This is a genomic window from Sinimarinibacterium flocculans (genome assembly GCF_003201205.1).
Lineage (GTDB): Bacteria > Pseudomonadota > Gammaproteobacteria > Nevskiales > Nevskiaceae > Solimonas > Solimonas flocculans.
In genome coordinates, this window is sequence record NZ_QICN01000012.1 from 94,214 (window position 1) to 117,537 (window position 23,324).

The 23,324-nt window shown below is 68.4% G+C and carries 24 protein-coding genes; 14 read left to right on the plus strand and 10 right to left on the minus strand.

The window, feature by feature from the left end:
• Window positions 1-147: 147 nt before the first annotated feature.
• Genes C8D93_RS18015 through C8D93_RS18035 form a run of 5 tightly spaced genes read left to right on the plus strand, consistent with a single transcriptional unit; the run spans window position 148 to window position 3,094 of the window.
• The gene (locus tag C8D93_RS18015; RefSeq protein WP_110266675.1) at window positions 148-585 is read left to right on the plus strand and encodes a 2,4'-dihydroxyacetophenone dioxygenase family protein; all 438 of its coding nucleotides are present in this window, start codon (window positions 148-150) and stop codon (window positions 583-585) included.
• Complete coding sequence (locus C8D93_RS18020) at window positions 575-1,558, plus strand: thiamine pyrophosphate-dependent dehydrogenase E1 component subunit alpha (RefSeq protein ID WP_110266632.1); 984 nt, start codon at window positions 575-577, stop codon at window positions 1,556-1,558. The genes C8D93_RS18015 and C8D93_RS18020 overlap by 11 nt, the downstream gene beginning before the upstream one ends.
• Window positions 1,555-2,586 (plus strand): alpha-ketoacid dehydrogenase subunit beta, encoded by a 1,032-nt coding sequence (locus C8D93_RS18025; RefSeq protein ID WP_110266633.1) that lies wholly within the window; start codon window positions 1,555-1,557, stop codon window positions 2,584-2,586. Before C8D93_RS18020 ends, C8D93_RS18025 begins: the two co-directional genes overlap by 4 nt.
• Window positions 2,583-2,819: a lipoyl domain-containing protein gene (locus tag C8D93_RS18030; RefSeq protein ID WP_110266634.1), complete on the plus strand. Its 237-nt coding sequence runs from the start codon at window positions 2,583-2,585 to the stop codon at window positions 2,817-2,819. The genes C8D93_RS18025 and C8D93_RS18030 overlap by 4 nt, the downstream gene beginning before the upstream one ends.
• A complete protein-coding gene (locus tag C8D93_RS18035; RefSeq protein WP_110266635.1) occupies window positions 2,816-3,094 on the plus strand; it encodes a response regulator transcription factor in 279 nt (92 codons plus the stop codon). The genes C8D93_RS18030 and C8D93_RS18035 overlap by 4 nt, the downstream gene beginning before the upstream one ends.
• On the opposite strand, the gene roxC is transcribed toward C8D93_RS18035, so the two are convergent.
• Entirely contained in the window at window positions 3,081-5,543 is a 2,463-nt protein-coding gene (gene roxC / locus C8D93_RS18040; RefSeq protein ID WP_110266636.1) for a putative rubber dioxygenase RoxC, read from the minus strand. The two genes, C8D93_RS18035 and roxC, sit on opposite strands and share 14 nt — an antisense overlap.
• A 316-nt stretch (window positions 5,544-5,859) precedes the next feature.
• Here roxC and C8D93_RS18045 point away from each other — a divergent pair, with 316 nt between their 5' ends.
• Genes C8D93_RS18045 through C8D93_RS18055 form a run of 3 tightly spaced genes read left to right on the plus strand, consistent with a single transcriptional unit; the run spans window position 5,860 to window position 8,191 of the window.
• A complete protein-coding gene (locus C8D93_RS18045) occupies window positions 5,860-7,539 on the plus strand; it encodes an AMP-binding protein (protein WP_110266637.1) in 1,680 nt (559 codons plus the stop codon).
• A 58-nt stretch (window positions 7,540-7,597) separates the two neighbouring features.
• Window positions 7,598-7,894 carry a type II toxin-antitoxin system RelE/ParE family toxin gene (locus tag C8D93_RS18050; RefSeq protein WP_110266638.1) on the plus strand — a complete coding sequence of 99 codons (297 nt, stop codon included), beginning with the start codon at window positions 7,598-7,600 and terminating at the stop codon, window positions 7,892-7,894.
• Between the two features lie 3 nt (window positions 7,895-7,897).
• Window positions 7,898-8,191, plus strand: a complete 294-nt coding sequence (locus C8D93_RS18055; protein ID WP_110266639.1) for an addiction module antidote protein — start codon at window positions 7,898-7,900, stop codon at window positions 8,189-8,191.
• 179 nt (window positions 8,192-8,370) lie between these two features.
• Here the strand turns inward: C8D93_RS18055 and C8D93_RS18060 are convergent, their stop codons facing one another.
• Window positions 8,371-9,063 (minus strand): acetoacetate decarboxylase family protein, encoded by a 693-nt coding sequence (locus C8D93_RS18060; protein WP_110266640.1) that lies wholly within the window; start codon window positions 9,061-9,063, stop codon window positions 8,371-8,373.
• Window positions 9,064-9,142: 79 nt separating this feature from the next.
• The gene (locus C8D93_RS18065) at window positions 9,143-10,642 is read right to left on the minus strand and encodes a flavin-containing monooxygenase (RefSeq protein ID WP_146216651.1); all 1,500 of its coding nucleotides are present in this window, start codon (window positions 10,640-10,642) and stop codon (window positions 9,143-9,145) included.
• Window positions 10,643-10,741: 99 nt separating this feature from the next.
• Between C8D93_RS18065 and C8D93_RS18070 the strand changes: the two genes are divergently transcribed.
• Window positions 10,742-11,794 (plus strand): AraC family transcriptional regulator, encoded by a 1,053-nt coding sequence (locus C8D93_RS18070; protein ID WP_110266642.1) that lies wholly within the window; start codon window positions 10,742-10,744, stop codon window positions 11,792-11,794.
• Here the strand turns inward: C8D93_RS18070 and C8D93_RS18075 are convergent.
• The gene (locus tag C8D93_RS18075) at window positions 11,781-14,183 is read right to left on the minus strand and encodes a c-type cytochrome (RefSeq protein WP_110266643.1); all 2,403 of its coding nucleotides are present in this window, start codon (window positions 14,181-14,183) and stop codon (window positions 11,781-11,783) included. The genes C8D93_RS18070 and C8D93_RS18075 overlap by 14 nt on opposite strands.
• A 114-nt stretch (window positions 14,184-14,297) precedes the next feature.
• On the opposite strand from C8D93_RS18075, the gene C8D93_RS18080 reads away from it, so the two are divergent.
• Entirely contained in the window at window positions 14,298-14,930 is a 633-nt protein-coding gene (locus C8D93_RS18080; RefSeq protein WP_110266644.1) for a TetR/AcrR family transcriptional regulator, read from the plus strand.
• Window positions 14,931-14,940: 10 nt separating this feature from the next.
• Here the strand turns inward: C8D93_RS18080 and C8D93_RS18085 are convergent, their stop codons facing one another.
• Window positions 14,941-15,888, minus strand: a complete 948-nt coding sequence (locus C8D93_RS18085) for a LysR family transcriptional regulator (RefSeq protein WP_110266645.1) — start codon at window positions 15,886-15,888, stop codon at window positions 14,941-14,943.
• A gap of 132 nt (window positions 15,889-16,020) precedes the next feature.
• Between C8D93_RS18085 and C8D93_RS18090 the strand changes: the two genes are divergently transcribed.
• The 3 genes from C8D93_RS18090 to C8D93_RS18100 all read left to right on the plus strand — a co-directional run bounded on the left by C8D93_RS18090 (window position 16,021) and on the right by C8D93_RS18100 (window position 18,401).
• Window positions 16,021-16,296 (plus strand): hypothetical protein, encoded by a 276-nt coding sequence (locus C8D93_RS18090; protein ID WP_110266646.1) that lies wholly within the window; start codon window positions 16,021-16,023, stop codon window positions 16,294-16,296.
• Between the two features lie 21 nt (window positions 16,297-16,317).
• Window positions 16,318-17,160 (plus strand): alpha/beta fold hydrolase, encoded by an 843-nt coding sequence (locus C8D93_RS18095; RefSeq protein ID WP_110266647.1) that lies wholly within the window; start codon window positions 16,318-16,320, stop codon window positions 17,158-17,160.
• 77 nt (window positions 17,161-17,237) lie between these two features.
• Entirely contained in the window at window positions 17,238-18,401 is a 1,164-nt protein-coding gene (locus tag C8D93_RS18100; RefSeq protein WP_110266648.1) for an ATP-binding protein, read from the plus strand.
• Window positions 18,402-18,411: 10 nt separating this feature from the next.
• Here the strand turns inward: C8D93_RS18100 and C8D93_RS18105 are convergent, their stop codons facing one another.
• Genes C8D93_RS18105 through C8D93_RS18125 form a run of 5 tightly spaced genes read right to left on the minus strand, consistent with a single transcriptional unit; the run spans window position 18,412 to window position 22,781 of the window.
• On the minus strand, window positions 18,412-19,179 hold the full coding sequence (locus tag C8D93_RS18105) for an ABC transporter permease (RefSeq protein ID WP_110266676.1): 768 nt from the start codon (window positions 19,177-19,179) through the stop codon (window positions 18,412-18,414).
• A gap of 14 nt (window positions 19,180-19,193) precedes the next feature.
• Complete coding sequence (locus C8D93_RS18110) at window positions 19,194-20,120, minus strand: ABC transporter ATP-binding protein (RefSeq protein ID WP_110266649.1); 927 nt, start codon at window positions 20,118-20,120, stop codon at window positions 19,194-19,196.
• A gap of 59 nt (window positions 20,121-20,179) precedes the next feature.
• On the minus strand, window positions 20,180-21,385 hold the full coding sequence (locus C8D93_RS18115) for an MFS transporter (RefSeq protein WP_110266650.1): 1,206 nt from the start codon (window positions 21,383-21,385) through the stop codon (window positions 20,180-20,182).
• Window positions 21,382-21,930 (minus strand): NADPH-dependent FMN reductase, encoded by a 549-nt coding sequence (locus C8D93_RS18120; protein WP_110266651.1) that lies wholly within the window; start codon window positions 21,928-21,930, stop codon window positions 21,382-21,384. Before C8D93_RS18120 ends, C8D93_RS18115 begins: the two co-directional genes overlap by 4 nt.
• Window positions 21,927-22,781 (minus strand): arylamine N-acetyltransferase family protein, encoded by an 855-nt coding sequence (locus C8D93_RS18125; RefSeq protein WP_110266652.1) that lies wholly within the window; start codon window positions 22,779-22,781, stop codon window positions 21,927-21,929. Before C8D93_RS18125 ends, C8D93_RS18120 begins: the two co-directional genes overlap by 4 nt.
• Before the next feature lie 79 nt (window positions 22,782-22,860).
• Here C8D93_RS18125 and soxR point away from each other — a divergent pair, with 79 nt between their 5' ends.
• Window positions 22,861-23,319: a redox-sensitive transcriptional activator SoxR gene (soxR, locus tag C8D93_RS18130; RefSeq protein WP_110266653.1), complete on the plus strand. Its 459-nt coding sequence runs from the start codon at window positions 22,861-22,863 to the stop codon at window positions 23,317-23,319.
• Window positions 23,320-23,324 lie beyond the last annotated feature (5 nt).

Below are 23,324 nucleotides of genomic sequence, written 5' to 3' on the forward strand. Positions count from 1 at the left end.
TCCGGGACTCGCACCGGTGCCCGCAGTCTACACGCGCCCCGTCGCGGCGCCATGCACGCGTGTCGCCATGCGCGTGCACGCAAATCCAAGAACGCCGCCGCACCGGCGCCGTAGCCTTCGCCGACGGTGCGTACGAGGAGCCAGCCGATGAGCGAGAACCTGACCGACGAAATGCTGCGCGAGACCGCGGCCCTGCCCTGGCACGCAGTCGTGCCCGGCATCGACTTTCGTCTGCTGTTCACCAGCGCCGAGACCGGCCGCTGGACCGTGATGTTCCGCTGCCAGCCCGGCAGCTTCTTTCCGCGTCACCGCCACTTCGGCGCCGGCGAGTACTACGTGCTCAAGGGCCGCATGGAGTACCGCATGGGCCGCGCACTCGCCGGTACCTGGGGCTACGAGCCGCTGGGCGCGATCCACGATCACACGGCCTTTCCCGAGTACACCGAGCTGCTGTTCACCAACCACGGGCCGGTGGCCTTCCTCGGCGAGAACGACGCGGTGACGGCGATGCTCGACCACAGCTATCTTGAAGGACTCGCCGCGGCAGGGGCGGCCGGGAACACGGAGGCACGCGATGCAGCCTGACGCGCGCCAGCGCCTGTGGATGTACCGGACCATGGTCAAGAGCCGCTGCTACGAGGACGCGATCAAGCCCGCCTACCTCGAAGGCAAGCAGCCGCTGTTCAACATGGCCAAGGGCCCGATTCCCGGCGAGATGCACCTGTCGAGCGGACAGGAACCCTGCGCGGTTGGCGTCTGCGCACATTTGCGCACCGACGATGCGGTCACGGCGACGCACCGCCCGCATCACGTCGCCATCGCCAAGGGCGTGAAACTGGACGCGATGACCGCGGAGATCTTCGGCAAGCGCCACGGGCTGTCCGGCGGTCGCGGCGGCCACATGCACTTGTTCGATCCGGAGGTGAACTTCTGCTGCTCCGGCATCATCGCGCAGGGCATGGGCCCGGCGGTGGGCGCCGCGCTGGCGGCCAGGCTGCGCGGGCGCGACGGCGTGGCGGTGTCGTTCATCGGCGAGGGCGCCGCCAACCAGGGCGCGTTCCACGAATCGCTCAATCTCGCTGCACTGTGGCAGGTGCCGGCGGTCTTCGTCATCGAGGACAACGCCTGGGGCATCTCGGTGGCGAAGAACGCCTCGACCGCGGTGCAGCGCAATGCCGAACGCGCCGCCGCCTACGGCATGCCCGGCGTCTTTGTGCCGGGCAATGACGCGGACGCGATCTTCGCCGCCGCGGGCGAGGCCATTGCCCGCGCGCGCCGCGGCGGCGGACCGACGCTGATCGAGATCGAGACCGACCGTCTCGAAGGCCACTTCATGGGCGATGGCGAGCAGTACCGCCCCAGCGGTGAACTCGAACGCCTGCGCGCGCGCGACCCGATTCCGGCCTACCGCGAGCGCCTGCTGGCCGCCGGCCACGACGCCGGCGCCCTGGATCGCGCCGAGGACGAGGCGCGCGCCGAGGTCGAACGCGCGTTCGCGTTCGCGCGTAACGACGTCTACCCGGAGGCCGCGGATGCGCTGACCGCGGTGTTCGCATGAGTGCCCCGCACGCTTCGCCGCGCAGGTTGACGATCGCCAAGGCGATCAGCGAGGCGCTGTCGCAGGCGATGAGCGACGATCCCTCGGTGCTGGTCATGGGCGAGGACATCGCCCAGCTCGGCGGCGTGTTCGGTACGACGCAGGGCCTGCTCGCCGCGCACGGACCGGAGCGCGTGCGCGACACGCCGATTTCCGAGACCGGCTTCATCGGTGCCGCGGTGGGCCTCGCGGCATCGGGCATGCGGCCGGTCGTGGAGCTGATGTTCGTCGACTTCTTCGGCGTCTGCTTCGACGCGATTTACAACCTCGCCGCCAAGCAGTCGTACTTCTCCGGCGGCCGCGTGCGCTGCCCGATGGTGCTGATGACCTCGGTCGGCGGCGGCTACGGCGATGCCGGTCAGCACTCGCAATGCCTGTACGCGAGCTTCGCGCACATGCCGGGCCTCAAGGTGGTGATGCCGTCGAATGCGCACGACGCCAAGGGCCTGATGCTCGCGGCGATCGCCGACGACAACCCGGTGGTGTTCATGTTCCACAAGGCGTTGCAGGGCATGGGCTGGCTCGGCACGGTGCCGGGCTCGATCGTGCATGTGCCGCAGGAACGCTACACGCTCGACATCGGCCGTGCCGCGGTCGTGCGCGAAGGCGGCGACCTCACGCTCGTGGGCTGGGGTGCGACACTGCATCACGCACTCGACGCCGCGGGGCAGCTCGCACAGGACGGCATCGAGGCCGAGGTCATCGACCTGCGCACGCTCGCGCCGCTCGACCGCGACACGGTCTGCGCCTCGGTGGCACGCACCGGCCGGCTGCTGGTGGTCGACGACGACTACCGCAGCTGCGGCGTCGCCGCCGAACTGATCGCCAGCGTCTGCGAACGCGGCGTCGCGCTGCGCATGGCGCCGCAGCGCGTCACCCACCCGAACGTGCCGATCCCGTTCTCGCCGGCGCTGGAGCATCCGCTGCTGCCGGACGCAGCGAAGATCGTCGCGCAGGTGCGCGCATCGATGAAGGCGGAGGTCGTATGAGCGAGGTGCGGATTCCGATGGAGGCCTTCGGCGACGACGGCGATGCGGTGATCTCCACCTGGCTGGTGCACGACGGCGAGACCGTGCAGCAGGGCGTGGTCATCGCCGAGCTGATGGAGTCCAAGGCGATCGTCGAACTGATCGCGCCGGCGAGTGGCGTGCTGCGCATCGAAGTGGCGGCAGAGCAACCGGTCACGCGCGGCATGCGCGTCGCGAGGATCGAGCCGTCATGATCGACCGCGGCACACAGGGAGCGGACTGGCCGGAGACCGCTGCAGACAACTGGGCGGGGCGCGAACCGCTGACCGACCGCGAACTCGAGGTGCTGCGCTACGTCGCCGGCGGCTGGTCGAATCGCGAGATCGCCCGCGCGCTGGCGCTCACCGATCACACCATCAAGTGGCACCTGAAGAACATCTACGGCAAGCTCGGCGTCAACGGCCGCGTCTGCGCCGTGCTCGCGGTACGCGAGCAGGCGCAGCGCACGGCAACGGCTACAGGGTCTTGAGGTACTCGATGATCGCGCGCCGTTCGGCATCGGTGAGCGCATCGGAGAACGTGTGCCCGCCGTTGCCGTTGCCGAGGATGCGCGTGTCGTAGACCAGGCGCTTGTCGACGGCGCCCGGCAGCGGGTCCGGAATGTTGACGATGCCGGTCCAGCTCACCAGTCCGTTGAGGAAGTTCTGCGTCATCTGCACCAGCGACGGCCCCTCGTCGTCGACCGGATTGCAGTTGGCCACCGCACTGCCCGGAATATCGGTGCAGGCCAGCGCCGTGTGCTTCCAGCCGATGGCTTCGGTATCGAAGGCCTGGGCAAACCGCTGGTCGAAGCCCCTGATGCCCTGATCCTCCTGCAACTGGCGCTGCCAGATCGCCGGGCGTTGCGACGAATCGAGCACCTGCTCCAGTGTCGGCACCGAGCCGTTGTGGAAGTACGGCGCCGTGGCCCACACGCCGTACAGCGGCGGCGCCTGGTAGCCGATCACGCCCTTCTCCCAGCCGCAGACGCCCATCGGCCGCAGTTCGAGCGGATACATGTCGTCGAGCAGTTCGGTCAGCGGATCCTTGTCGCCGGGCGCGACATAGCCTTCGGCGCCGTCGTTGTAGCCCCAGAAGGTCGTGTCCCAGCGCTCGCGCAGCGTCGGCGTGAGCATGTCGGAACGCGCCGCATCGGTGCCAATGACGTCCAGCGGCGAGATGTGCCCGGCCACGCCTTCGAGTTCCGGCGTCTGCAGGTAGGCCGGGTCCTCGACGTAGCGCGGCGAGTAGGCGCCGTGGCAGCTCGCGCAGGAGCCGTTGCCGCCCAGCGGCGCCGGAGCGCCGGCATTGGCCTCCTCGGCCCACAGGTCTTTGGTGTGGAACAGCACCGCGCCCTGTTCGGCCAGCGCAGTGTCGATCTCGCCCGGCCACTGGGGCGAGCGCAGCGACAGGAAGAAGGCTTCGAGATCCTGGTCGTACTGCTCGATGCGATTGCGATAGAGATCGCCGCTGGCCGACACCAGCTCCTCGAACTCACCGGGACCGGCGGCCATGATAATGCGCGTGGAGTCGTTGGAGACGCCGGCGTCGAAGAACTTGCGCGGCCGCGAACCCATGTTCCACCACGGCGGCGTGTCCTGCGTGTGCGCGAGGGGATGGGCGACATCGACGACACCGGTGACGCCGACGATGGTCTTCAGCGGATTCGGATTCAGGCCGAGCGAATCGAGGTCGAGCACGGTGACGAGAAACTCGAACGCGCCGACGGCGTTGTTCTGCCCTCGCTGCTTGATGCCGATGTTGAACAGCGAATCCACCGACAGCGGCGGCAGCAGCGTCGAGAAGTAGGTGCCGGCGAACGGCGACGCATCCTGGCCGGAGATGACCACGTCGTAGTTGTTGTTGCCGAGCCCGAGATTGTCGAGGCCGATCAGGTTCTCGCCCTGCGCCGGCTCGCCGATCTGCCCGCCATGGCACTGGAAGCAGGCCGAGGTGCCGATCTCGCCGGTCCACTGGCCGTTGTCGTCCTTGAGCTGGCGCAGCCCCAGCGGCAGCTGCCCGGAACCGCCGTCCGTCGCCATCGGGTCTTCGCCGGGTAGCGGGTAGGGGTTGTCGAACGGCGCATGGTTGAGGCCGTAGCGCAGCGTGTAGAGCTGGTCGAAGTTGTCCGGGCGCCCGGGCAGGCCCCACTTCTGCCAGGTGTTGTTGTAGTCCTCGGCGCTCGTCGCGCCGACCGGCAGCTCGTCGATGAGGAACGCGAGGCCGCGATCGCGCCGCGCGCGGTATTCGCCGCAGGTCTGCGCCTGCCGCTCGGCCTCGGGCATGTGCGCGTGGCAGTCCTGCCAGTAGGCGTTGTAGAACACCGCGAGGTCGGTCGCGATGGTGCCCGGCTGCACCAGGGTGCGCGGGTCGCGCGGCAGCAGCGCGCTGTCGTCCTTGCCTTCGCAGTAGCGGGCCCAGACGTGCTGCGCGCGCTTGCTGCCGAGCAGCGGGGCATCCTCGGTGACCGGGCCGCCGCCGGCACCGTCGAGACAGCCGGCCGGGTCCTCGAAACAGTCGAGCATCACGGCCATGTCCTTGTAGGCCGCGCTGCCGGCCGGCCACGGATAGCCGCCGGAATGGGACTTCTCGTCCTGCTGCGAGGGCATCAGCAGGATGCGGGATACCGGGTTGTTGCCGCCGAGCGCTTCCCACGACGCGCGCAGCAGGGCGTAGTCGTTGCCGGGCTCGGGACCGAGCATCAGCAGTCGCCCGTCATCGACGTCGGCGACGCCGCCGGGGACGTGGCAGGTGCGGCAGAACGCGAGCCGCGGCTCGATGCGCTTGGCGTAGAAGTCCTGCGGGCCGGAGTAGCTGCCGCCTCCGGGCGCCGGGCCTTCGCCGCCGCCACCGGCCTGGCCATCGTATTCCCCGGCGCAGCCGGCCACGGCGATGGCCAGCGCGGCGACAGCCGGGCGCAGACAGCGGCTCAGTTTCATGTTCACGTTGTCGGACTCTCCTCCGCACTCGGCGCCCGCACCGAGGGGCACAGGCCTGCGGCGTATGCGCCGCTCTCATCGTGGCCCTACGTTACCTGCGCCGACCCCTCCGTTCCACTCGGATTGCCGGACGCCGGCGCGCAGCCGCAAGCGGATGAATTGCCAAGAACAATCCGCCCGCGGCCGTGCGGATCGCGCCGGCCTACTCGTGAAAGCGATGGTGACCTTTCCCGGCGACGCGGCGGGTGGATATAGTCGCCCCTGTCCGGCATGCCCGTGCCGGTAGTCCAATCGCGAGCAGGAGGAGAATCTGCCGATGACCGCCGCACAAGCGCCGCGTACGCCGCTGGCGTGCCTCTATCACTGGGAGCGCACACGCCCCGACACCGTCCACCTCACGCAGCCCGTCGGCGGCGGCAAGGCCGTCGAGTACACCTGGAAGCAGATTCTGGATCAGGTGCGGCGGATGGCCACGCACCTGCAGTCGCTGAACCTGCCGCCGAAGAGCAACGTCGCCATCCTCGGCAAGAACAGCGCGCACTGGATGATGACCGACTGGGCGATCTGGATGGCGGGCCACGTGTCGGTGCCGCTGTACCCCACGCTGGCGGCCGACACCGTGCGTTACATCCTCACGCACAGCGAGGCGAAGGTCCTGTTCGTCGGCAAGCTCGACGGCTGGGAGACGATGAAGCCGGGCGTGCCCGACGGCCTGCCGGTGATCACGCTGCCGCTGGCGCCGCAGACCGAAGGCGAGAAGTGGGACGACATCGTCGCGCGCACGGCGCCGCTGCAGGGCACGCCCGACCGCGACCTCGACGAGCTGGCCACGGTGGTCTACACCTCCGGCAGCACCGGGCAGCCCAAGGGCGTGATGCAGAGCTTCCGCTCGTTCTACGTCTGCGGTACGAAGATGGTCGACATCATGCCTTCGAGCCCGGACGACCGCATGATCTCCTACCTGCCGCTCGCCCACGTCGCCGAGCGCGTGGTCGTGCAGACGCAGTCCACCTATCACGGTTTCCACGTCTTCTTCGCCGAGTCGCTCGATACCTTCGTCGCCGACGTGCAGCGAGCACGCCCGACGATCTTCTTCTCGGTGCCGCGGCTATGGACCAAGTTCCAGCTCGGCGTCGAGGCCAAGCTGCCGAAGAAGAAGCAGAACGTCCTGTTCCGCATCCCGATCCTCGGCCGCAAGATCAAGCACAAGATCCTGCAGGGCCTGGGGCTGGACCACGTGCGCATCGCGCTGACCGGCGCCGCGCCGCTGCCGCCGCCGACGATCGCGTGGTACCGCAGCCTCGGCCTCGAACTGCTCGAGGCCTACGGCATGACCGAGAACATGGCGTACTCGCATTTCACCCGGCCGAGTTCGGCGCGCATCGGCTACGTCGGGCAGGCGAACGTCGGCGTGGAGTGCCGCATCGACCCGGAGACGCGCGAAGTGCTGGTGAAGAGCCCCGGCCAGATGATGGGCTACTACAAGGAGCCGGAGAAGACCGCCGAGTGCTACACGCCGGACGGTTTCTTCAAGACCGGCGACATGGGCGAGATCGACGAGCAGGGCCGGCTGCGCATCACCGGTCGCGTCAAGGAGCTGTTCAAGACGTCCAAGGGCAAGTACGTGGCGCCGGTGCCGATCGAGAACAAGCTCGGCGCGCATCCGAAGGTCGAGGCGGTCTGCGTCGGCGGCGCCAACCAGCAGGCCACGTTCGCACTGATGCTGCTGTCGGAAGACACGCGCAAGCTGATCGTGGCCGATGCCGAACAGAAGTCGGCACTCGAGGGCGAACTCAAATCGCTGCTCGACGAAGTCAATGCCGGCATCGACCCGCACGAGCAGCTCGCCTTCGCCGTGGTCATGAAGGAGCCGTGGACCATCGACAACGGCGCGCTCACGCCGACGATGAAGATCCGCCGCAACATCATCGAGGAACGCACCGCGCCCAAGATCGACGGCTGGTTCGCCGCACGCAAGGCGGTGATCTGGGAGTGAGCCCGTCGAGATGTGAACTGTAGTTGACGGCCTTCGGATTGTCAGTTACAGTTCACATATGGTCGAGCTCATCAGGAGCGCCACCTTCGACGCTTGGCTTACCGGACTGCGTGACGCGCAAACCCGTGCTCGCACCCTGACGCGGCTGGATCGTCTGGCGACCGGCAATCCCGGTGACGTCAAGCCAATCGGCGAAGGCCTCTCCGAGATGCGCATCGATTTCGGCTCCGGATACCGGGTGTACTTCATGCGACGCGGCTCGCTCGTGATCGTCCTGCTCTGCGGCGGCGACAAGGCCTCCCAGCCACGAGACATCAAGCTGGCCAGGCGCATTGCTGCCGACTGGAAGGACTGAGGCATGGTCAAGGAAACATTCAGCCGCTACGACAGCGCCGACTATCTGAAGACCGAGGAAGACATCGTCGCTTACCTCGACGCGGTGATGGAGGAGGGCGGCGACGACCCGGCTTACATCGCCCATGCGCTCGGCGTGATCGCGCGCGCGCGCAACATGAGCCAACTGGCGCGCGATACAGGCCTGACCCGAGAAGGCCTGTACAAGGCGCTGTCGGGCGAAGGCAATCCGAGTTTCGCGACCGTGCTCAAGGTCGCTCGCGCGCTAGGCCTGAAGCTGAAGCTGGCTCCAGCCTGAGCGACGGACATGCCGCGTCTAGGAGTCTGGGCGGTAGGAAGCTGGCAGGCGAGTCAAAGCGGTTTCGAGGCGGGTTTCGCGTTGGTTTGAGGCCAATAGCGGGTTCTATTGGCCGAGAAGCAACGCGCAAGATGCCCGAAACGGCGAAGCCGCAGCCGCCTGCGTTTCTACCGCCCAGACTACTCGATGGACAGCGGCAGCACCGTCGACACCGGAAACGTCATCGCAAAACGCGGCACCGCGACCGACAGCGGCGACGAGGCGCCGGCGAGATCCGGGAACAGTGCGGGATTCGAACGCGCCTCGAGCAGACGCGCCGGCCTGATCCAGCCGTTTGCCGACGGCGTGTAGATGAAGCTGCTGCCGTCGCGGTGCTGGCCGAGCGTTCGCCAGGCACGCGGCACCAGCGCAGTCGAAAACGGCAGCGGCAGCGGCCAGCTGCGGTAGCGCAGCCCGGCGATCAGCTCGCCGTCCTGGCGCACGGTGACTTCGTCGATGCCGTCGTCGCCGTAGCGCACGTCGAACCGGGCGAGATCCTTGGGAATGCCCCAGTTGCGCTGGCCGTTGACGACGCTGTCCATCGACGACACGAAGATGCGGCTGATCGACAGGTGACGTCGGCCGTCCTCGAAGGGGAAGCTGCCGGGAATGAACAGCAGCTCGTGGTACGGCCCGACATCCGAGTGCGCGTAGTCGACGAACATCATCCACGCCGTACGCGAACCCGAGCGCCGGCCGGCGAGGCTGGGCGGCACGAAGGCGTCCTGCGCCGTGCTGTTCCCGGGAAAGCGCAGCAGGCTGATGTAGCCGCGACCCCGCAGCCGCCAGGGCGCTGGCGCATCGGTGATCTGGGCGGGCGGGCGGGCGTGCATCGGCGTGCGCTCGTTCGTCAGGTGGATGCGCAGTGTGTCGCGATCACTGCGAGAAATGGGGTTTACCGCTCCGGGCGGATCAGGCTGCCTTGGGCACGGCCACCGGTCGCGTGACCCCGCGGTAGTCCTCGAGCACGGGCTGTCTGAGCCGCCGCGAGAATTCCGTCATCGAGCCGACCCAGTTGTTGGTGTTGCGACCGTCCGCGGTCTTGTACCAGCTCTGGCAGTCGCCGCTGTAGGTCGTGCCTTCGCTGCGTCGCTGCATCTCGGCGGCATAGGCCGCCTGTGCTTCGGCGCGCACGTCGAGCCAGTCCCAGCCGTGCGCCTCGCGCGCCTTGAGCAACCGCGTCACATAGCGCTGCTGGCGTTCGAGCATGTAGATGATCGAACCCGAGCCGACATTGGTGTTCGGCCCATAGAGCATGTAGAAGTTCGGGAAGCCCGACACCGCCATGCCGTAGTAGGCCTCGGCGCCGTGATTCCAGACCTGGTGCAGATCCTTGCCGCCGAGGCCGCGCACGCGCATCGGCGTCAGGAACTGCGTGGCCTTGAAGCCGGTGCCGTAGATGATGGCGTCGACCTCGCGCAGCCTGCCGTCAGCCGTGCGTACACCGCTCTCGGTGATCTCGCTGATCGCGTCGTCCACGACCTCGACGTTCGGGCGCGCCAGCGCCGGCAGCCAGGCATTGGTCAGCAGGATGCGCTTGCAGCCGATGGGGAAGTCCGGGCGCAGCTTGGCGCGCAGGGCCGGATCGCGCACCTGCCACCAAGCCTGCAGCTTGGAGATCGACGTCACCAGCCAGGCGAGCGGCCGGTTGCCGTTGTACGCCGCCGCGAGCAGCTCGCAGATGAGGAAGATGCGCAGCCGGTCGAGGTCGTGAACGAAGGGCACGGTGTCGAGCAGCCAGCGCTCGAAGCGCGAGAACTGCTTTTCCACCTTCGGGAAGGTCCAGCCCGGCGAGCGCTGGAACAGGTGCATCCGGCCGACCTGTCTGGCGATCTCCGGCACGAACTGCACGGCGCTGGCGCCGGTACCGATCACGGCGACGGTCTTGCCGTTCAGATCGTAGTCGTGATCCCAGTGGGACGAGTGGAAGGTCTTGCCGGCAAAGCGCTCGCGTCCGGGGATGTCCGGATACGCCGGCTGGTGCAGCTGTCCGACCGCGCTGACGACGCTTTCGGCCTCGACCGTGCTGCCGTCGGCGAAGGTCACCGTCCACAGGCCGAGCGCCTCGTCGAACGTCATCGCGGTGGCTTCCATGCCGTAGCGCACATGCCGCTCGAAGTCGTACTTCTTCGCCACGTGATGCTGGTAGGCGAGGATCTCGCCCTGCCGGGCGTAGCGCCACGCCCAGGGGTAGTGCGGCTCGAAAGAGTACGAGTAGAAGTGCGAGGGCACGTCGCAGCCGCAGCCCGGATAGGTGTTCTCGCGCCAGGTGCCGCCGAGGTCCTGCGCCTTCTCGAAGATCGCGAAGTGCTCGATGCCGGACTGCTTGAGCGAGTACGCCATGCCCAGGCCGCCGAAGCCGCTGCCGATGATCGCGACCTTCAGGACCGCCTTGTTGCTGCCGTCGGCCATGTTCTCCTCCACCTGTACCAGGGTTGCCGTGCCGCATCTTGTCAGCTCGACGCCCGCTGCGGGATGACGGCGCTGGCCAATCGATTGATAATTCCGGCCATGCCGCACAACGTCGTCCGCCGCACCGTCGTCAGCGCACAGCTGCTCGTGCAGCTCGCGGCCGAACACGGCCTGGCGCACGAGGCCGCGCTGCGGGACACCGGCATCGATGGACCGACGCTGATCGACCCGAACGCCGAGATCGCGCCGGCGCAGGAACTGCAACTCGTGCGCAATCTCGTCGCGCACCTGGGTCATGTCCCGGGCCTGGGGCTCGACGCCGGTCTGCGCTACCACCTGTCCGCCTACGGCATCTGGGGCTTCGCGCTGCTGAGCAGCCCGAATTTCCGCGCCGTGGCCGACGTCGTGTCGCGCTTTCTCGATCTGTCCTACGCCTTCGTGCGCTTTCGTCTCGGCGACGACGGCAGCGCCTTCTGGGTCGACATGGACGACGACGAGATTCCCGGCGACGTCCGTCAGTTCCTGCTGGAACGCGACTTCGCCGCCTGCTGCAACGTCATCCGCGAACTGCGGCCCGGCGGCCTGCCGATCCGCGAGCTGCGTTTTCGCTGCGCGGCGCCGGACTATGCCGCGCGCTTTGCCGAGATTGGCGGCGTCGTGCCGGTCTTCGGCGCCGAGCGCAACGGCGCCCGCTTCGATCTCGCGGACGTCGACGCGCCGCTGCCGCAGGCCAATCCGCTGATGTCGCGCATGTGCCTGGAACAGTGCGGGCAGTTGCTCTCACGCCGGCAGGCGCGTACCGGCCTCGCCGGCCAGGTGCGCGAACGCCTGCTGCAGACACCCGGCGTGCTGCCCGATGCCACCACCGTCGCCCGCGATCTGCTGATGTCGGAGCGCAGCCTGCGCCGGCGGCTCGAGGCCGAGGGCACGGCGTTCCGCGCGCTGAGCGACGAGGTACGCCAGACCTTGGCCGAGGAACTGCTGACCACCGCCGACCTCAAGCTAGAAGAAGTCGCCCAGCGCCTCGGCTACTCGGAACCCGCCAGCCTGATTCACGCCTTCAAGCGCTGGAAGGGCATGACACCGACCGCGTATCGCGCACAGCGGCGCACCTCGGGACAGGACGGGCCTCCGCGCACTACAGCGTCTTGAGGTACTCGATGAGCGCGCGGCGCTCCTGATCGGTGAGCACGGCGGTGAAGTCGTGGCCCTGGTTGCCCTGGCCATACATCGCCGTGTTGTAGATCTTGCGGTCCTCGAGCTGTTCGTTGCGCGTGGCGCCGAAGCCGACGTACCAGGTGTAGGGGTTGCTGCCGCTGAGCAGGTTCAGCAGCAGCGACAGGTTCGGGTCGTCCGGATGGTTCGACGGATTGCAATCGAGGTAGGGCGTGGTGCCTTCGTCGCCGCAGGCGAGCACGTCGTACTTCCAGCCCAGCCGCTCGCGGTCGTAGGCGCGCGCGAAACGCGTGTCGTAGCCCATCACCACCTGGCCGAACTGGTCCGGCCGCGTCGGCGTCGACACGCGCCGCCAGATCGTCGGGCGATCGGCAGGCTGGAGCACGCCCCAGACGGTGGGCACCGCGCCGTTGTGGAAGTACGGCGCACTGGCCCAGACGCCGTACAGCGGCGGCGCGAGATAGCCGACCTCGCGGCCCTGGCGGATCTCGGCACGGTTCTGGGTGCTGCAGTCGAGATCCGGATCGGCGTTGATCGTTTCCGGATAGGCGAAGAAGTTGTCCTTGCCGTGCTGCTCGGCCGCCTCGCTGTCGCTGTCGACGCGCGCCGGATCGGTGCCGATCAGGTCGCGCGGCACGATGTAGCTGGCGATGCCTTCGAGCGCCGGCGTGTCGAGAAAGGCCGGATCGTTGACGTAGCGCGGCGCATAGGCGCCGTGGCAGCTCGCACAGGAGCCGTTGCCGGCCTCGGGGCGCGGCACCGGGTTGTTCAGCTCCGCGGCCCACAGGTCCTTGGCGTGGAACAGCACCGCCCCCTGTTCGGCCAGCGCGGTATCGACCGCTTGCGGCCACGCCGGCGCCTTCAGCGAACTGATGTAGGTATCGCCGGCACGCACATGCTGCCTGACCCAGTCGAAGCCGCCGGGCCCCGGACCCGGCAGGTAGAAGCCGAAGTCCGAGCGCAGCGCGTCCATCGCCAGGAAGCCGTCCTGGAACTTCACCGGACGATGACCCATGTTCCACCATGCAGGCGCGTCGATCGAACCGCCGTTGGGCGTGAGCAGCGCGAAGCCGAGGAAGTCCGGATCGAGCGGCCGGATGTCCTGCGCGATCAGGAACACGATGATCTGCAGCGCCAGTGCGTTGTTGGTGCCGCGCGTCTTGCCGACGACCACCGGGAGCGGCAGCGGCACGCCGGGCACCGCGCTGCCGCCGAGATCGATGTCGATCTGGCCGAACTCGCTGAGGCTGTTGCTGCCACCGAAGACCACGCCCAGACCTTCGCCCTCGTCGGGATCACCGACCTTGCCGCTGTGGCACACATGGCAGTTCACGCCGATGTTGCCGGTCCAGGTGCCGTCGCTGCCGCGCAGCTGCGTGAAGCCGACCGGCAACTGGCCGCTGCCGCCGTCGCTCGCGTCCGGATTTTCGCCGGGCATCGGATACGGATTGCGCGCAGTGCCCAGCGCCATGCCGTAACGCTCGGCGGCAAGCTGATCGAAGTTGTCCGGCCGCCCCGGCAGGCCCCAGGCCTGCCACAGCAGGTTGTAGTCGGCGGCGCTGAAGTTGCCGTCGAGGCCGCTGCCGCCGAAGTACCAGCCGGCGCCGATCGCGCCGTCGCCCTTGATCAGCGCCTCGCCGCGCGCCCACTGGTCGCGCAGTTCGCCGCAGGTCGTCGGTGCGTCTTCCTCCCCGACCGGGACGTCCTCGCGATGGCAGTCCTTCCAGTACGCATTGAAGAACACCGCCTTGCCGGCGTTGACGCCGGGCACGACCAGCGAGCGCGGGTCGGGCGGCAAGGCGACGGAATCGTCCCGGCCTTCGCAGAAGTCGAACCAGGCGTGACCGCCGCGAGCGCTGCCGAGCAGCGGCGCGTCCGCCACCACCGGCCCGCCGCCGGTGCCGTCCAGACATCCCGCGGGATGCTCGAAACACGCCAGCATCACCGCCATGTCCGCATAGGCGGCGCTGTCGACCGGCCACGGCGCGCCGCCACTGTGGCTGCGCGCGTCGCGGCCCGACGGCATCAACAGGATGCGCGACTCGGCCTGATCGCCGACGCCGTTGCCGCCGAGTGCTTCCCACGAGGCGCGCAGCAGCGGCTGGTCGTTGCCGGGTTCGACGCCCAGCATGAACAGGCGCCCGTCCTCGACGTCGGCGACGCCGCCGGGCACGTGGCAGGTGCGGCAGAACGCCAGCCGCGGTTCGATGCGCTGCTTGTAGAACGCGTCGATGCTGCCCGCGTTGCCGCCGGGCGCCGGGCCGCCGCTGCCGGCGCCGGGGGCACCCTCGTAGTCGCCGGCGCAGCCTGCCGCCATCAGGGCGATCAGCAGTGCGGCCGTGCGCCGCGCGATGCTGCGCGTCATGTGTCTCTCCCAGATCCCGGCCGCGCCACCGGATGTACTGCCCGATTGACGACCAAGGCGCTAAGCTTATCCCGAATAAAAGCTCGGAAATACTCGGAAACCCGCGTCCCCTGCATGACCGCCGACAGCCACCGTCAAGCACTTGAGCTGCAGCCGAAAAAGCAGCCCCGGCAGGCCCGCGCACGGGCGACGTTCGACGCCATCGTCGAGAGCGCGGCTCGGCTTCTCGCGGCGGAGGGGTATGCCGCGGTCTCGACCAACCGCGTCGCCGAGGTCGCCGGCGTCAGCATCGGCTCGCTGTACGAGTACTTCCCGAACAAGCAGTCGATCGTGGCCACGGCGCTGGCGCGCGTGATGCGCGAGATCGCCGAGGAGGTTTCCGAGAGCATGCGCGTCGCGCTGGCCCTGGACGACCAGCCGCGCGGCGGCATCGACTACTGGATGCGGGCAATGACCGCGGCGCTGGAAAAACGCGGGCCGCTGTTGCGCGTGGCCCTGCGCGAGGTGCCATTTCTCTGGGACATCCCGGAGGTCCGCGACCTGTCGGACACGCTGCAGCACATCGCCCGCGAGGGCGGTCACAAGAGCCAGCGCGTGATCCACTTCGACGACCTCGAAGCCAGCACCTACCTGCTGATGACGATGGTCTGGTCGGCGATCCTGCAGAGCGTGCTGTACCGGCCGGCGCATCTGTCGCGCGAGCGGCTCACGCGCACGCTGGTCGACATGGTGATCAAGCTGCTGTAGCGCGGCCGGCTCAGCGGCGTCGCGCGGCAACCGGGGCATTGGCCGGCAGATCGAGCGTGTCCCAGTACGGCGGATCGCCGATGGTCTCGACGAGAAAGTCGACGAAGGCGCGCAGCTTCGGCGAGCCATAGCGGTTCGGCAGGTAGGCCGCGTAGAGCGTGGACTCGTTGAAGCCGCGCCAGTCCGGCAGCGGCGCGACCAGCCGGCCGTCGCGCAGGTACTTGCCGACGGCGAAACTCGGCAGCAAGGCGACGCCGACGCCGGCCAGGGCGTTGTAGCGCAGCGCATCGACGTTGTTGATGTCGAGGCTGCCGCCGACGTTCACCGCCACCTGCTCGCCGCCGCGCGTGAAACGCCACACGTGCTCGGCCACGCTCAGCGGAAAGCCGAGGCAGTTGTGCCGGGCGAGGTCGGACGGCGTCTCCGGCATGCCGTGCCGCGCGAAGTATTCCGGCGTGCCGACGACCAGGAAGCGCACCTCGGTGATGCGCCGTGCCACCAGGTTCGGCTGCGGCGATCCGGTGATGCGCAGCGCAAGGTCGAAACCCTCTTCGGCCAGGTCGATCATGCGGTCGCTGGTCACGATCTCCAGCGCGATCTTCGGGTAGCGCTCGAAGAACGCCGGCAGCATCGGCGCGATCACCCAGCCGGCGAAGGAGTTGATGCAGGTCACCCGCAGGCGGCCACCCGGTTCGGCCTGCAGGCTCGCAACCGCCGCGCGCGACTGCTCCAGTTCCTCGACGATGCGTGCGCAGTGCTCGTAGTACGCGCGCCCGGCCTCGGTCAGCGAGAGCTTGCGGGTCGAGCGCTGCAGCAGGCGCGCGCCCAGCGCGCGCTCGAGCTTGGCGACGTGCTTGCTCGCAACCGATGGCGCAATGCCCAGCCGTTCGGCAGCGGCAGCGAAGCTGCCGGCCTGGGCCACGCGCGCAAAGGTCAGCACGTGATTGAGATCGTCCATCGCGGCTCCACTCACGCCTCATTCGTTCTTCTATTCATTCCACTATGGAATTAATCATTTGCCTTTTGCCCAGCTTATCAACTTCTCCGACAGGAATAGTCTGGCTCCGTCCCTCTGACCCCGGAGTCCGCCATGAGCCTCATCCCCCCGTCCCGGTTCGCGGCCGCCGTCCTGACCGTCGCCATCCTCGCGCCTTCGGCAGCCGCCCAGGCCTACGGATCGGCAGCGCCGATGAGCGTCAGCACGATCGAGGCGCAGGCCCCGGTCGCCAACGTGAGCGCCACGCCGACCGCGCCCGCCGAAACACGCACATCGCGCCCGTCGGCGCCTCCGCAGTCGCCGGTGCGCAAGTGGATCGCCGAGGTGCGCCGACGCATCGATGGCGCCGTCGAAGTCGCCCTGCACTGACTCGCCCCACCGGAGAACCCCATGAACCTGCTCAATTCCCTGCGCCGCTTCAACGCCGTCACTGGCCGTCTGGCACCGGGTATCAGCGCCCGCGTCTCGCGACGCGTGCTGATGCGGCCGCGCGCCCATGCGCCGAAAGCCTGGGAGGCGGATGCGCTCGCCCGCGCCGAGCGCGTCGGCTTCCGCTTCGGGCTCTCGGCCCTGCGCTGGGGCGAGCGCGACGCACCCGTGGTGCTGATGCTGCACGGCTGGGAAGGCCGGCCGACACAGTTCGCGCATTTCATCGATCCGCTGCTGCAGGCCGGTCGCCAGGTCGTCGCGCTCGACGCGCCGGGTCACGGCGAATCGCCCGGCAACGAGTCCAACGCGATCCTGTTCACGCACGCGCTGCTCGAGGCTGCGGTCGAGATCCCGAATCTCGAAGCGGTGGTCGGCCACTCGATGGGTGCCGGCGCGATCGGCTACGCCCTCAGCCTGGGCCTGTCGCCGCAGCGCGCGGTGCTGCTCGGCGGGCCGTCGAGCCTGCGCAGCGTGCTCGAACAGTACGCCGACGGCGTCAACCTGCAGCCACGCGCACGGACGCGTTTCTTCGACGTGATCGCGCGCCACACCGGCGTGCATCCGGACGAGGTCGACATCCGCCACCTCTCCCGCGATTACCAGGTGCCGGCACTGATCGTGCACGACCGCAACGACGTGCTCGTGCCGTTCGAGCATGGCGAGCGCATGGCGGCAGCCTGGCCCGGCGCCGAGTTCCTGGCCACCGAAGGGCTCGGCCATTGGCGCATCCTCACCGACCCGCGCGTGGTCGGACGGGCAAGCGACTTCCTCGTCAACGCCGAACCGCTGCGCCGGGTGGCCTGACCAGGAGTCGGGCAGCCGAACCTTCTACATGAATATCGGTGATGTCATGACGGTTTTTCATGGTACATTCAGCGCCGATGATCAAACGCACCGCCATTCACGGCGCGCTGTCGGCAGCACTCAGGCGAAGCCGCGTCGTCGTGCTCGTGGGACCGCGCCAGTGCGGCAAGACCACACTGGCGCGCGAGCTCGTCGACGAAAGCTCGCCCAATTATTTCGATCTGGAGGACCCGGCCAGTCTCGCGCGCCTTGACGAACCGATGACGGCACTCGCCCCGCTCGAGGGTCTGGTCGTCATCGACGAAGTGCAGCGCCGTCCGGAGCTTTTTCCGGTCCTGCGGGTGCTGGCCGACCGCCGCCCCGCACCGGCACGCTTCCTGATTCTCGGCAGCGCGTCGGGCGACCTGCTGCGGCAAAGCTCCGAAACACTGGCCGGGCGCATGGAGCGCATCGTCATCGGCGGTTTCACGCTGAGCGAGCTCGGCGAGAAGGCCGAGCCCACGCTGTGGCGCCGCGGCGGCTTCCCGCTGGCCTTTCTGGCTCGCGGCGAGGCGGCCAGCACGGCGTGGCGCAAGAGCTTCATCCAGACCCTCCTGGAGCGCGATCTGCCGCAATGGGGCGTACGCGTGCCGGCCATCGCACTGCAACGGTTCTGGACGATGCTCGCGCACTATCACGGACAGACCTGGAACGCGGCGGAGCCCGCGCGCGCGCTGGGTGTCAGCGAGTCGACCGCAAGACGCTATCTGGACCTGCTGACCGACGCGTTGATGATCCGCCAGCTCCAGCCCTGGCACGCCAACATCGGCAAGCGGCAGGTCAAATCACCCAAGGTCTACGTGCGCGACAGCGGCCTGCTGCATCTGCTCCTCGGCATCGATTCCGAGAAAGCGCTGCTCAGCCACCCCAAGCTCGGTGCGTCCTGGGAGGGCTTCGTCATCGAACAGGTGCTGGCCGCGGAACCGCACGACGAGGCCTGGTTCTGGGCCACGCATCAGGGCGCCGAGATCGATCTGATTCTGCGCCGCGGAGACAGCCTGCTCGGCGTCGAATGCAAGCGCGCGGACGCGCCGCGGCTGACGCCGTCGCTGCGCATCGCGCGCCAGGATCTCGGCCTGCGTCGCATCGCCGTGATCTACCCCGGCGACAAGGGCTACGCGCTCGCCGAGGGGATCGACGCCGTACCGCTGAAGCAGCTGGCCCGCAGCGAACCGCTGTTCGGCAAGTCCGGCCGCCACTGAGCGGCCGGCTTCAGCGCTTGATCTTGTAGCCGCTGCGGAAAATCCAGGTGATGCCGCCCAGGCATAGGGCGAGGAAGATGCCGATCATCGCCAGGCTCATGCCGACACCAACATCGGAAACGCCGTAGAAGCTCCAGCGGAATCCGCTGATCAGGTAGACCACGGGATTGAACAGCGCGATCTCGCGCCAGATGCCGGGCAGCATCTCGATCGAGTAGAAACTGCCGCCGAGAAAGGCCAGCGGCGTGACGATCATCAGCGGCACGATCTGCAGCTTCTCCCAGCTCTCGGCCCAGATGCCGATGATGAAGCCGAACAGGCTGAAGCTGACCGCGGTCAGCACCAGGAAGGCCAGCATCCACAGCGGGTGCTCGATGCCGTAGGGCACGAACACGCGCGCGGTCGCGAGAATCAGGCAGCCGAGCAGCACCGACTTGGTCGCCGCGGCACCAACGTAGCCGATGACGATCTCGGCGGTCGACACCGGCGCCGACAGCACCTCGTAGATCGTGCCGGACCACTTGGGCATGAAGATGCCGAAGGCGGCGTTGGAGATGCTCTCGGTCAGCAGGGTCAGCATCACCAGACCCGGAATGATGAAGGCGCCATACGGCACACCGCCGATGTCGCCCATGCGCGAGCCGATGGCAGCGCCGAAGACGACGAAGTACAGCGAGGTCGAAATCACCGGCGAGGCGATGCTCGACAGCAGCGTGCGGAACCAGCGCGCCATCTCGAAGCGGTAGATGGCCCGGACGCCGTGAATGTTGAAGTGCATCGGAGACGCAGCCATTACGAACGGCTCCTGACCAGGTTGACGAAAATGTCCTCCAGCGAGCTCTCGCTCGACTGCAGGCTCTTGAAGTCGACACCGAGCTCGTTGAGCCGGCGCAGCAGCGCGCCGATGCCGGTCTGCTCGGTCTGCGTGTCGAAGGTGTAGACCAGGGCATGGCCGTCGTCGGCCAGCTCCAGCGTGTAGCCGTTGAGTCCTTGCGGCACCTCGTTCAGCGGCTGCTGCAGATGCAGGGTCAGCTGCTTGCGGCCGAGCTTGGCCATCAGCGCCGCCTTCTCCTCGACCAGGATCAGCTCGCCCTTGTGGATGACGCCGATGCGATCGGCCATCTCCTCGGCTTCCTCGATGTAATGCGTCGTCAGGATGATGGTCACGCCGTCGTCGCGCAGGCGCCGCACCATCGCCCACATGTCGCGGCGCAGTTCGACGTCGACGCCGGCGGTCGGCTCGTCGAGAAACAGGATCTTGGGTTCGTGCGACAGCGCCTTGGCAATCATCACGCGACGCTTCATGCCGCCGGACAGCGCCATGATCTTCTCGTGTCGCTTGTCCCACAACGACAGCTCGCGCAGCACCTTCTCGATGTGCGCATCGTCGCGCGGCTTGCCGAACAGGCCGCGCGAGAAACTGACGGTGGCCCAGACGCTCTCGAAGGCATCGGTGAGCAGTTCCTGCGGCACCAGGCCGATCTTCTCGCGCGCGGCACGGAACTCGCGGGCGATGTCGTGCCCGTCCGCGAGCACGCGGCCGGCGCTGGCGTTGACGATGCCGCAGACGATGCTGATCAGCGTGGTCTTGCCGGCTCCGTTGGGGCCGAGCAGCGCGAAGATCTCGCCGCGGCGGATGTCGAGATCGACGTTCTTCAGCGCCTCGAAGCCCGACGCATAGGTCTTGCCGAGTTGCTGGATCGATAGGATGTGGCTCACGAAGGCTCCTGCACGGGCGCAGCGGATGGTCGACAGGCGCGAGCGGATTTCGACCGTGGTCAGCGCAAAGGTTCCGCAACCGGCTGCACACGCCGGCGGCCGGCGATTGTAAGCGCCAGCGCCGTCAGCGCCATGACTCCGAGCAGTCCGCCCACCGCGCTGAAGGTCGCATCGAAGCCGATCCCGGCGATCATCGGCTGGCTGAGCAGCGGCGACAGGAAGTGGCCGAGAAAGATGGCTGTCGTCAGCATGCCGGCCACGCGACCGCGCAGCGCCGGTGGCGCCAGGTGCATGGCCGTGCCCATCAGGTTCGGCATCACCGTACCCAGACCGAAGCCGAGCGTCGCCAGTGCCCCGGTCAGCGCGGCGAAGTCCGGCGCGCGCGACAGCAGCACGAATCCCGCCGCCATCAGACCGAAGCCGAAGGTGAAGCTGCCGGTCATGCCCAGGCGCGGGCGCAGGCGCGTGTAGGCGAGCCCGGCGAGTGCCGAGACCAGGGTCATCGTGCCGATCGCAAGCCCGGTGCGACTGGGGGCATCGATCCCCAGACTCGGCAGATGGAAGGGCAGTTGCGTCGGGACCAGGTAGAACGCCGCGCTATTGAGCACGGCCGCGGCCAGCAGCAGGCTCAGGGCGCTCCAGGTGCCGGGCGGCACGCGCGACGGCACCGCGCCCGGCGGTGTGCCGGGCGACGGCGTCGATGCCGGACGATCCGGCTCCGCGAGCTGCCAGAGCACGGCCGGCCACAGCAGGAATGCCAGTGCGTACACCGCGAACGGCGCGCGCCAGTGCCATTCGGCAAGCACGCCGCCGGCAGCGAGGAACAGCAGGCCGCCGAAGCCGGTGAACGCCGCCTGCAGCCCCATGAAGCGTTCGCGTGCCGCGCCGACGTAGTAGTCGCCGGCCAGTGCTGTCACCGCCGTCATGATGCCGGCGACGGCAACGCCGAGCAGCGCGCGCCCGGCGAGGATCGCGTGCAGGGAATCCAGCATCAGACCGGACATGCCGGCGACGCCGTAGAGCAGCACCGAGACGAGCAGCAGCGGCCGCCGGCCGAACCGGTCGGCGATCATGCCGGCGAGCGGTGCGCACAGCGCGATCCACAGCGCCGGGAACGTGACGACGAGTCGGGTCAGCAGGGCCGACTGCGGGGTGCCGGCGAAGTGCGACTCGATGGCCGGCAAGGCCGGCGACAGCGTCGCCGCCGCCATGATCGTCAGGGCACTGGCACTCAGCAGGGTCGGCGTGCGCCACCGCATGTTCATGCGAGCGCCTCCGCGTACGGTCGCGCGCGCCGTGCCTCGCGCAGGACCGCCGCCCACCAGTGCAGGCGCGCCAGCATCGTCGCCGCACTGCGCCGCGCACGGGCCGGATTGCGCAGGCAGCCATGCTCGTCGAACTGTTCGGCGGCGTTGGCGAAGCTGACCGCATCGCGCACGCCGACCGCGTGCAGTTCGGCGAACACCTGCCGCAACTGCTCGACGGCGCGGATACCGCCGGAGATGCCGCCATACGACACGAAGGCCACCGGCTTGGCTTGCCATTCGTCGTAGTGCGTGTCGATCAGGGCCTTCAGCGGCGCCGGATAGCCGTGGTTGTATTCGGGCACCAGCACGACGAAGGCATCGGCCGCGGCCAGCGACGCCGCGACATCGTCTTCGGCGGTGCGCGCGGGGTCGATCACGTCGACGGCGAAGCCGCCGTGGCGCGCGATCTCGCCGCGCGTCCAGTCCGCGATCGTGTCGCAGAAGCGGCCGGCGCGGGTGCTGCCGTAGATCAGTGCCAGCCGCAGCGTCTTGCGGGCGTTCATTGCCGTTCTCCTGTGGCGGTGCGCTCGATCATCGCGCGCCAGGACGGTTCGACCCTCAGCCCGAAGACCTCGGCCAGGGCCTGCTCGATCCCGTCGGCGTCGAGGCGATGGCGGGACAGCTCGCCGCCGCTACGCCGCACCGAAAGCGTCGCGTCGCGCAAGGCGTAGCGCGCTTCGGAAGTGACGCGCGCGACGATCAGCTGGTGACGGAAATGCGATTGCGGATGCGTCGAAGTGTGCCAGTTGTACAGCGCGTAGTCGGCGTCGAGCTGCGGCTCTTCGGTGAACTCGTAGACCGGCACCCAGTGTTCGTCGATGCGCGCCTGCAACAGCGTGCCGTGCGAGCCGTCGACGAAGCGATAGGCTTCGTGCGCACTGCGCTGCGCCGCGCGCGAGCGCAGGTTCAGCGGCGTCGTCGGTGTGCAGCTGCCGAAGCCGGCGTCGACCAGCCAGGCCTCGCCGTCGACGATCACCTTCAGAACCATGTGCGTGCGCGGCGTCGGCGGTGCATCGTCCGCCAGCAGCCAGCGCACGCGGGCGGCCAGACCCGTGACCTCGAAGCCCAGGGCCAGGAGCACGCGCCGCAGCAGGCCGTTCTGTTCGAAGCAGTAGCCGCCGCGACCGGCGTGCAGGAGCTTGGCATCGACCGCCGCGGGGTCGAGATCGACGCCGCGACCGAGCCGCACGTCGATCGCCTCGAAGGGAATCCGTGCGGGCTGGCGTTCGGCCAGCGCACACAGCGTCGCGAGCGTCGGCACATGGGCGCCGGTGTAGCCGATGCGCGCAACGTAGGCGTCGAGATTCACGCTCGGCGGGAGAGCAGCGACAGGCGCCTGGAGTGCAGCGGCCATGAGACCTCCGGGTCGGATTTGCGAATGGACGGCCGCGACTGTAGAACCTCAACTTAAGTTGAGGTCAACGGGTGTGGCGATGAAAAGAATCGATCCCGAGGATTGGGGAAAGGAATTGACCGTCGGCGAGGTGGCGCGCCGCAGCGGCGTGGCCGTCTCCGCGCTGCACTTCTACGAAACGCGCGGGCTGATCCGCAGCCACCGCAACCGCGGCAACCAGCGCCGCTATCCGCGCGAAGTGCTGCGCCGCGTGGCCGTGATCAAGGTCGCACAGCGTGTCGGCGTGCCGCTGGCGTCGATCAAGGCGGCGCTGGACTCGCTCCCCGACGGGCGTTCGCCCACCGCAGCCGACTGGGCGCGGCTGTCGCGGATCTGGCGCGACGAACTCGATGCGCGCATCGGCCAGCTGCAGCGCCTGCGCGACCAGCTCGACGGCTGCATCGGCTGCGGCTGCCTGTCGATCAAGGCCTGCCGTCTGCGAAATCCCTGGGACGAACTCGCCGAGCACGGGCCGGGCGCTCACCTGCTCGAACCCTGAGCGGT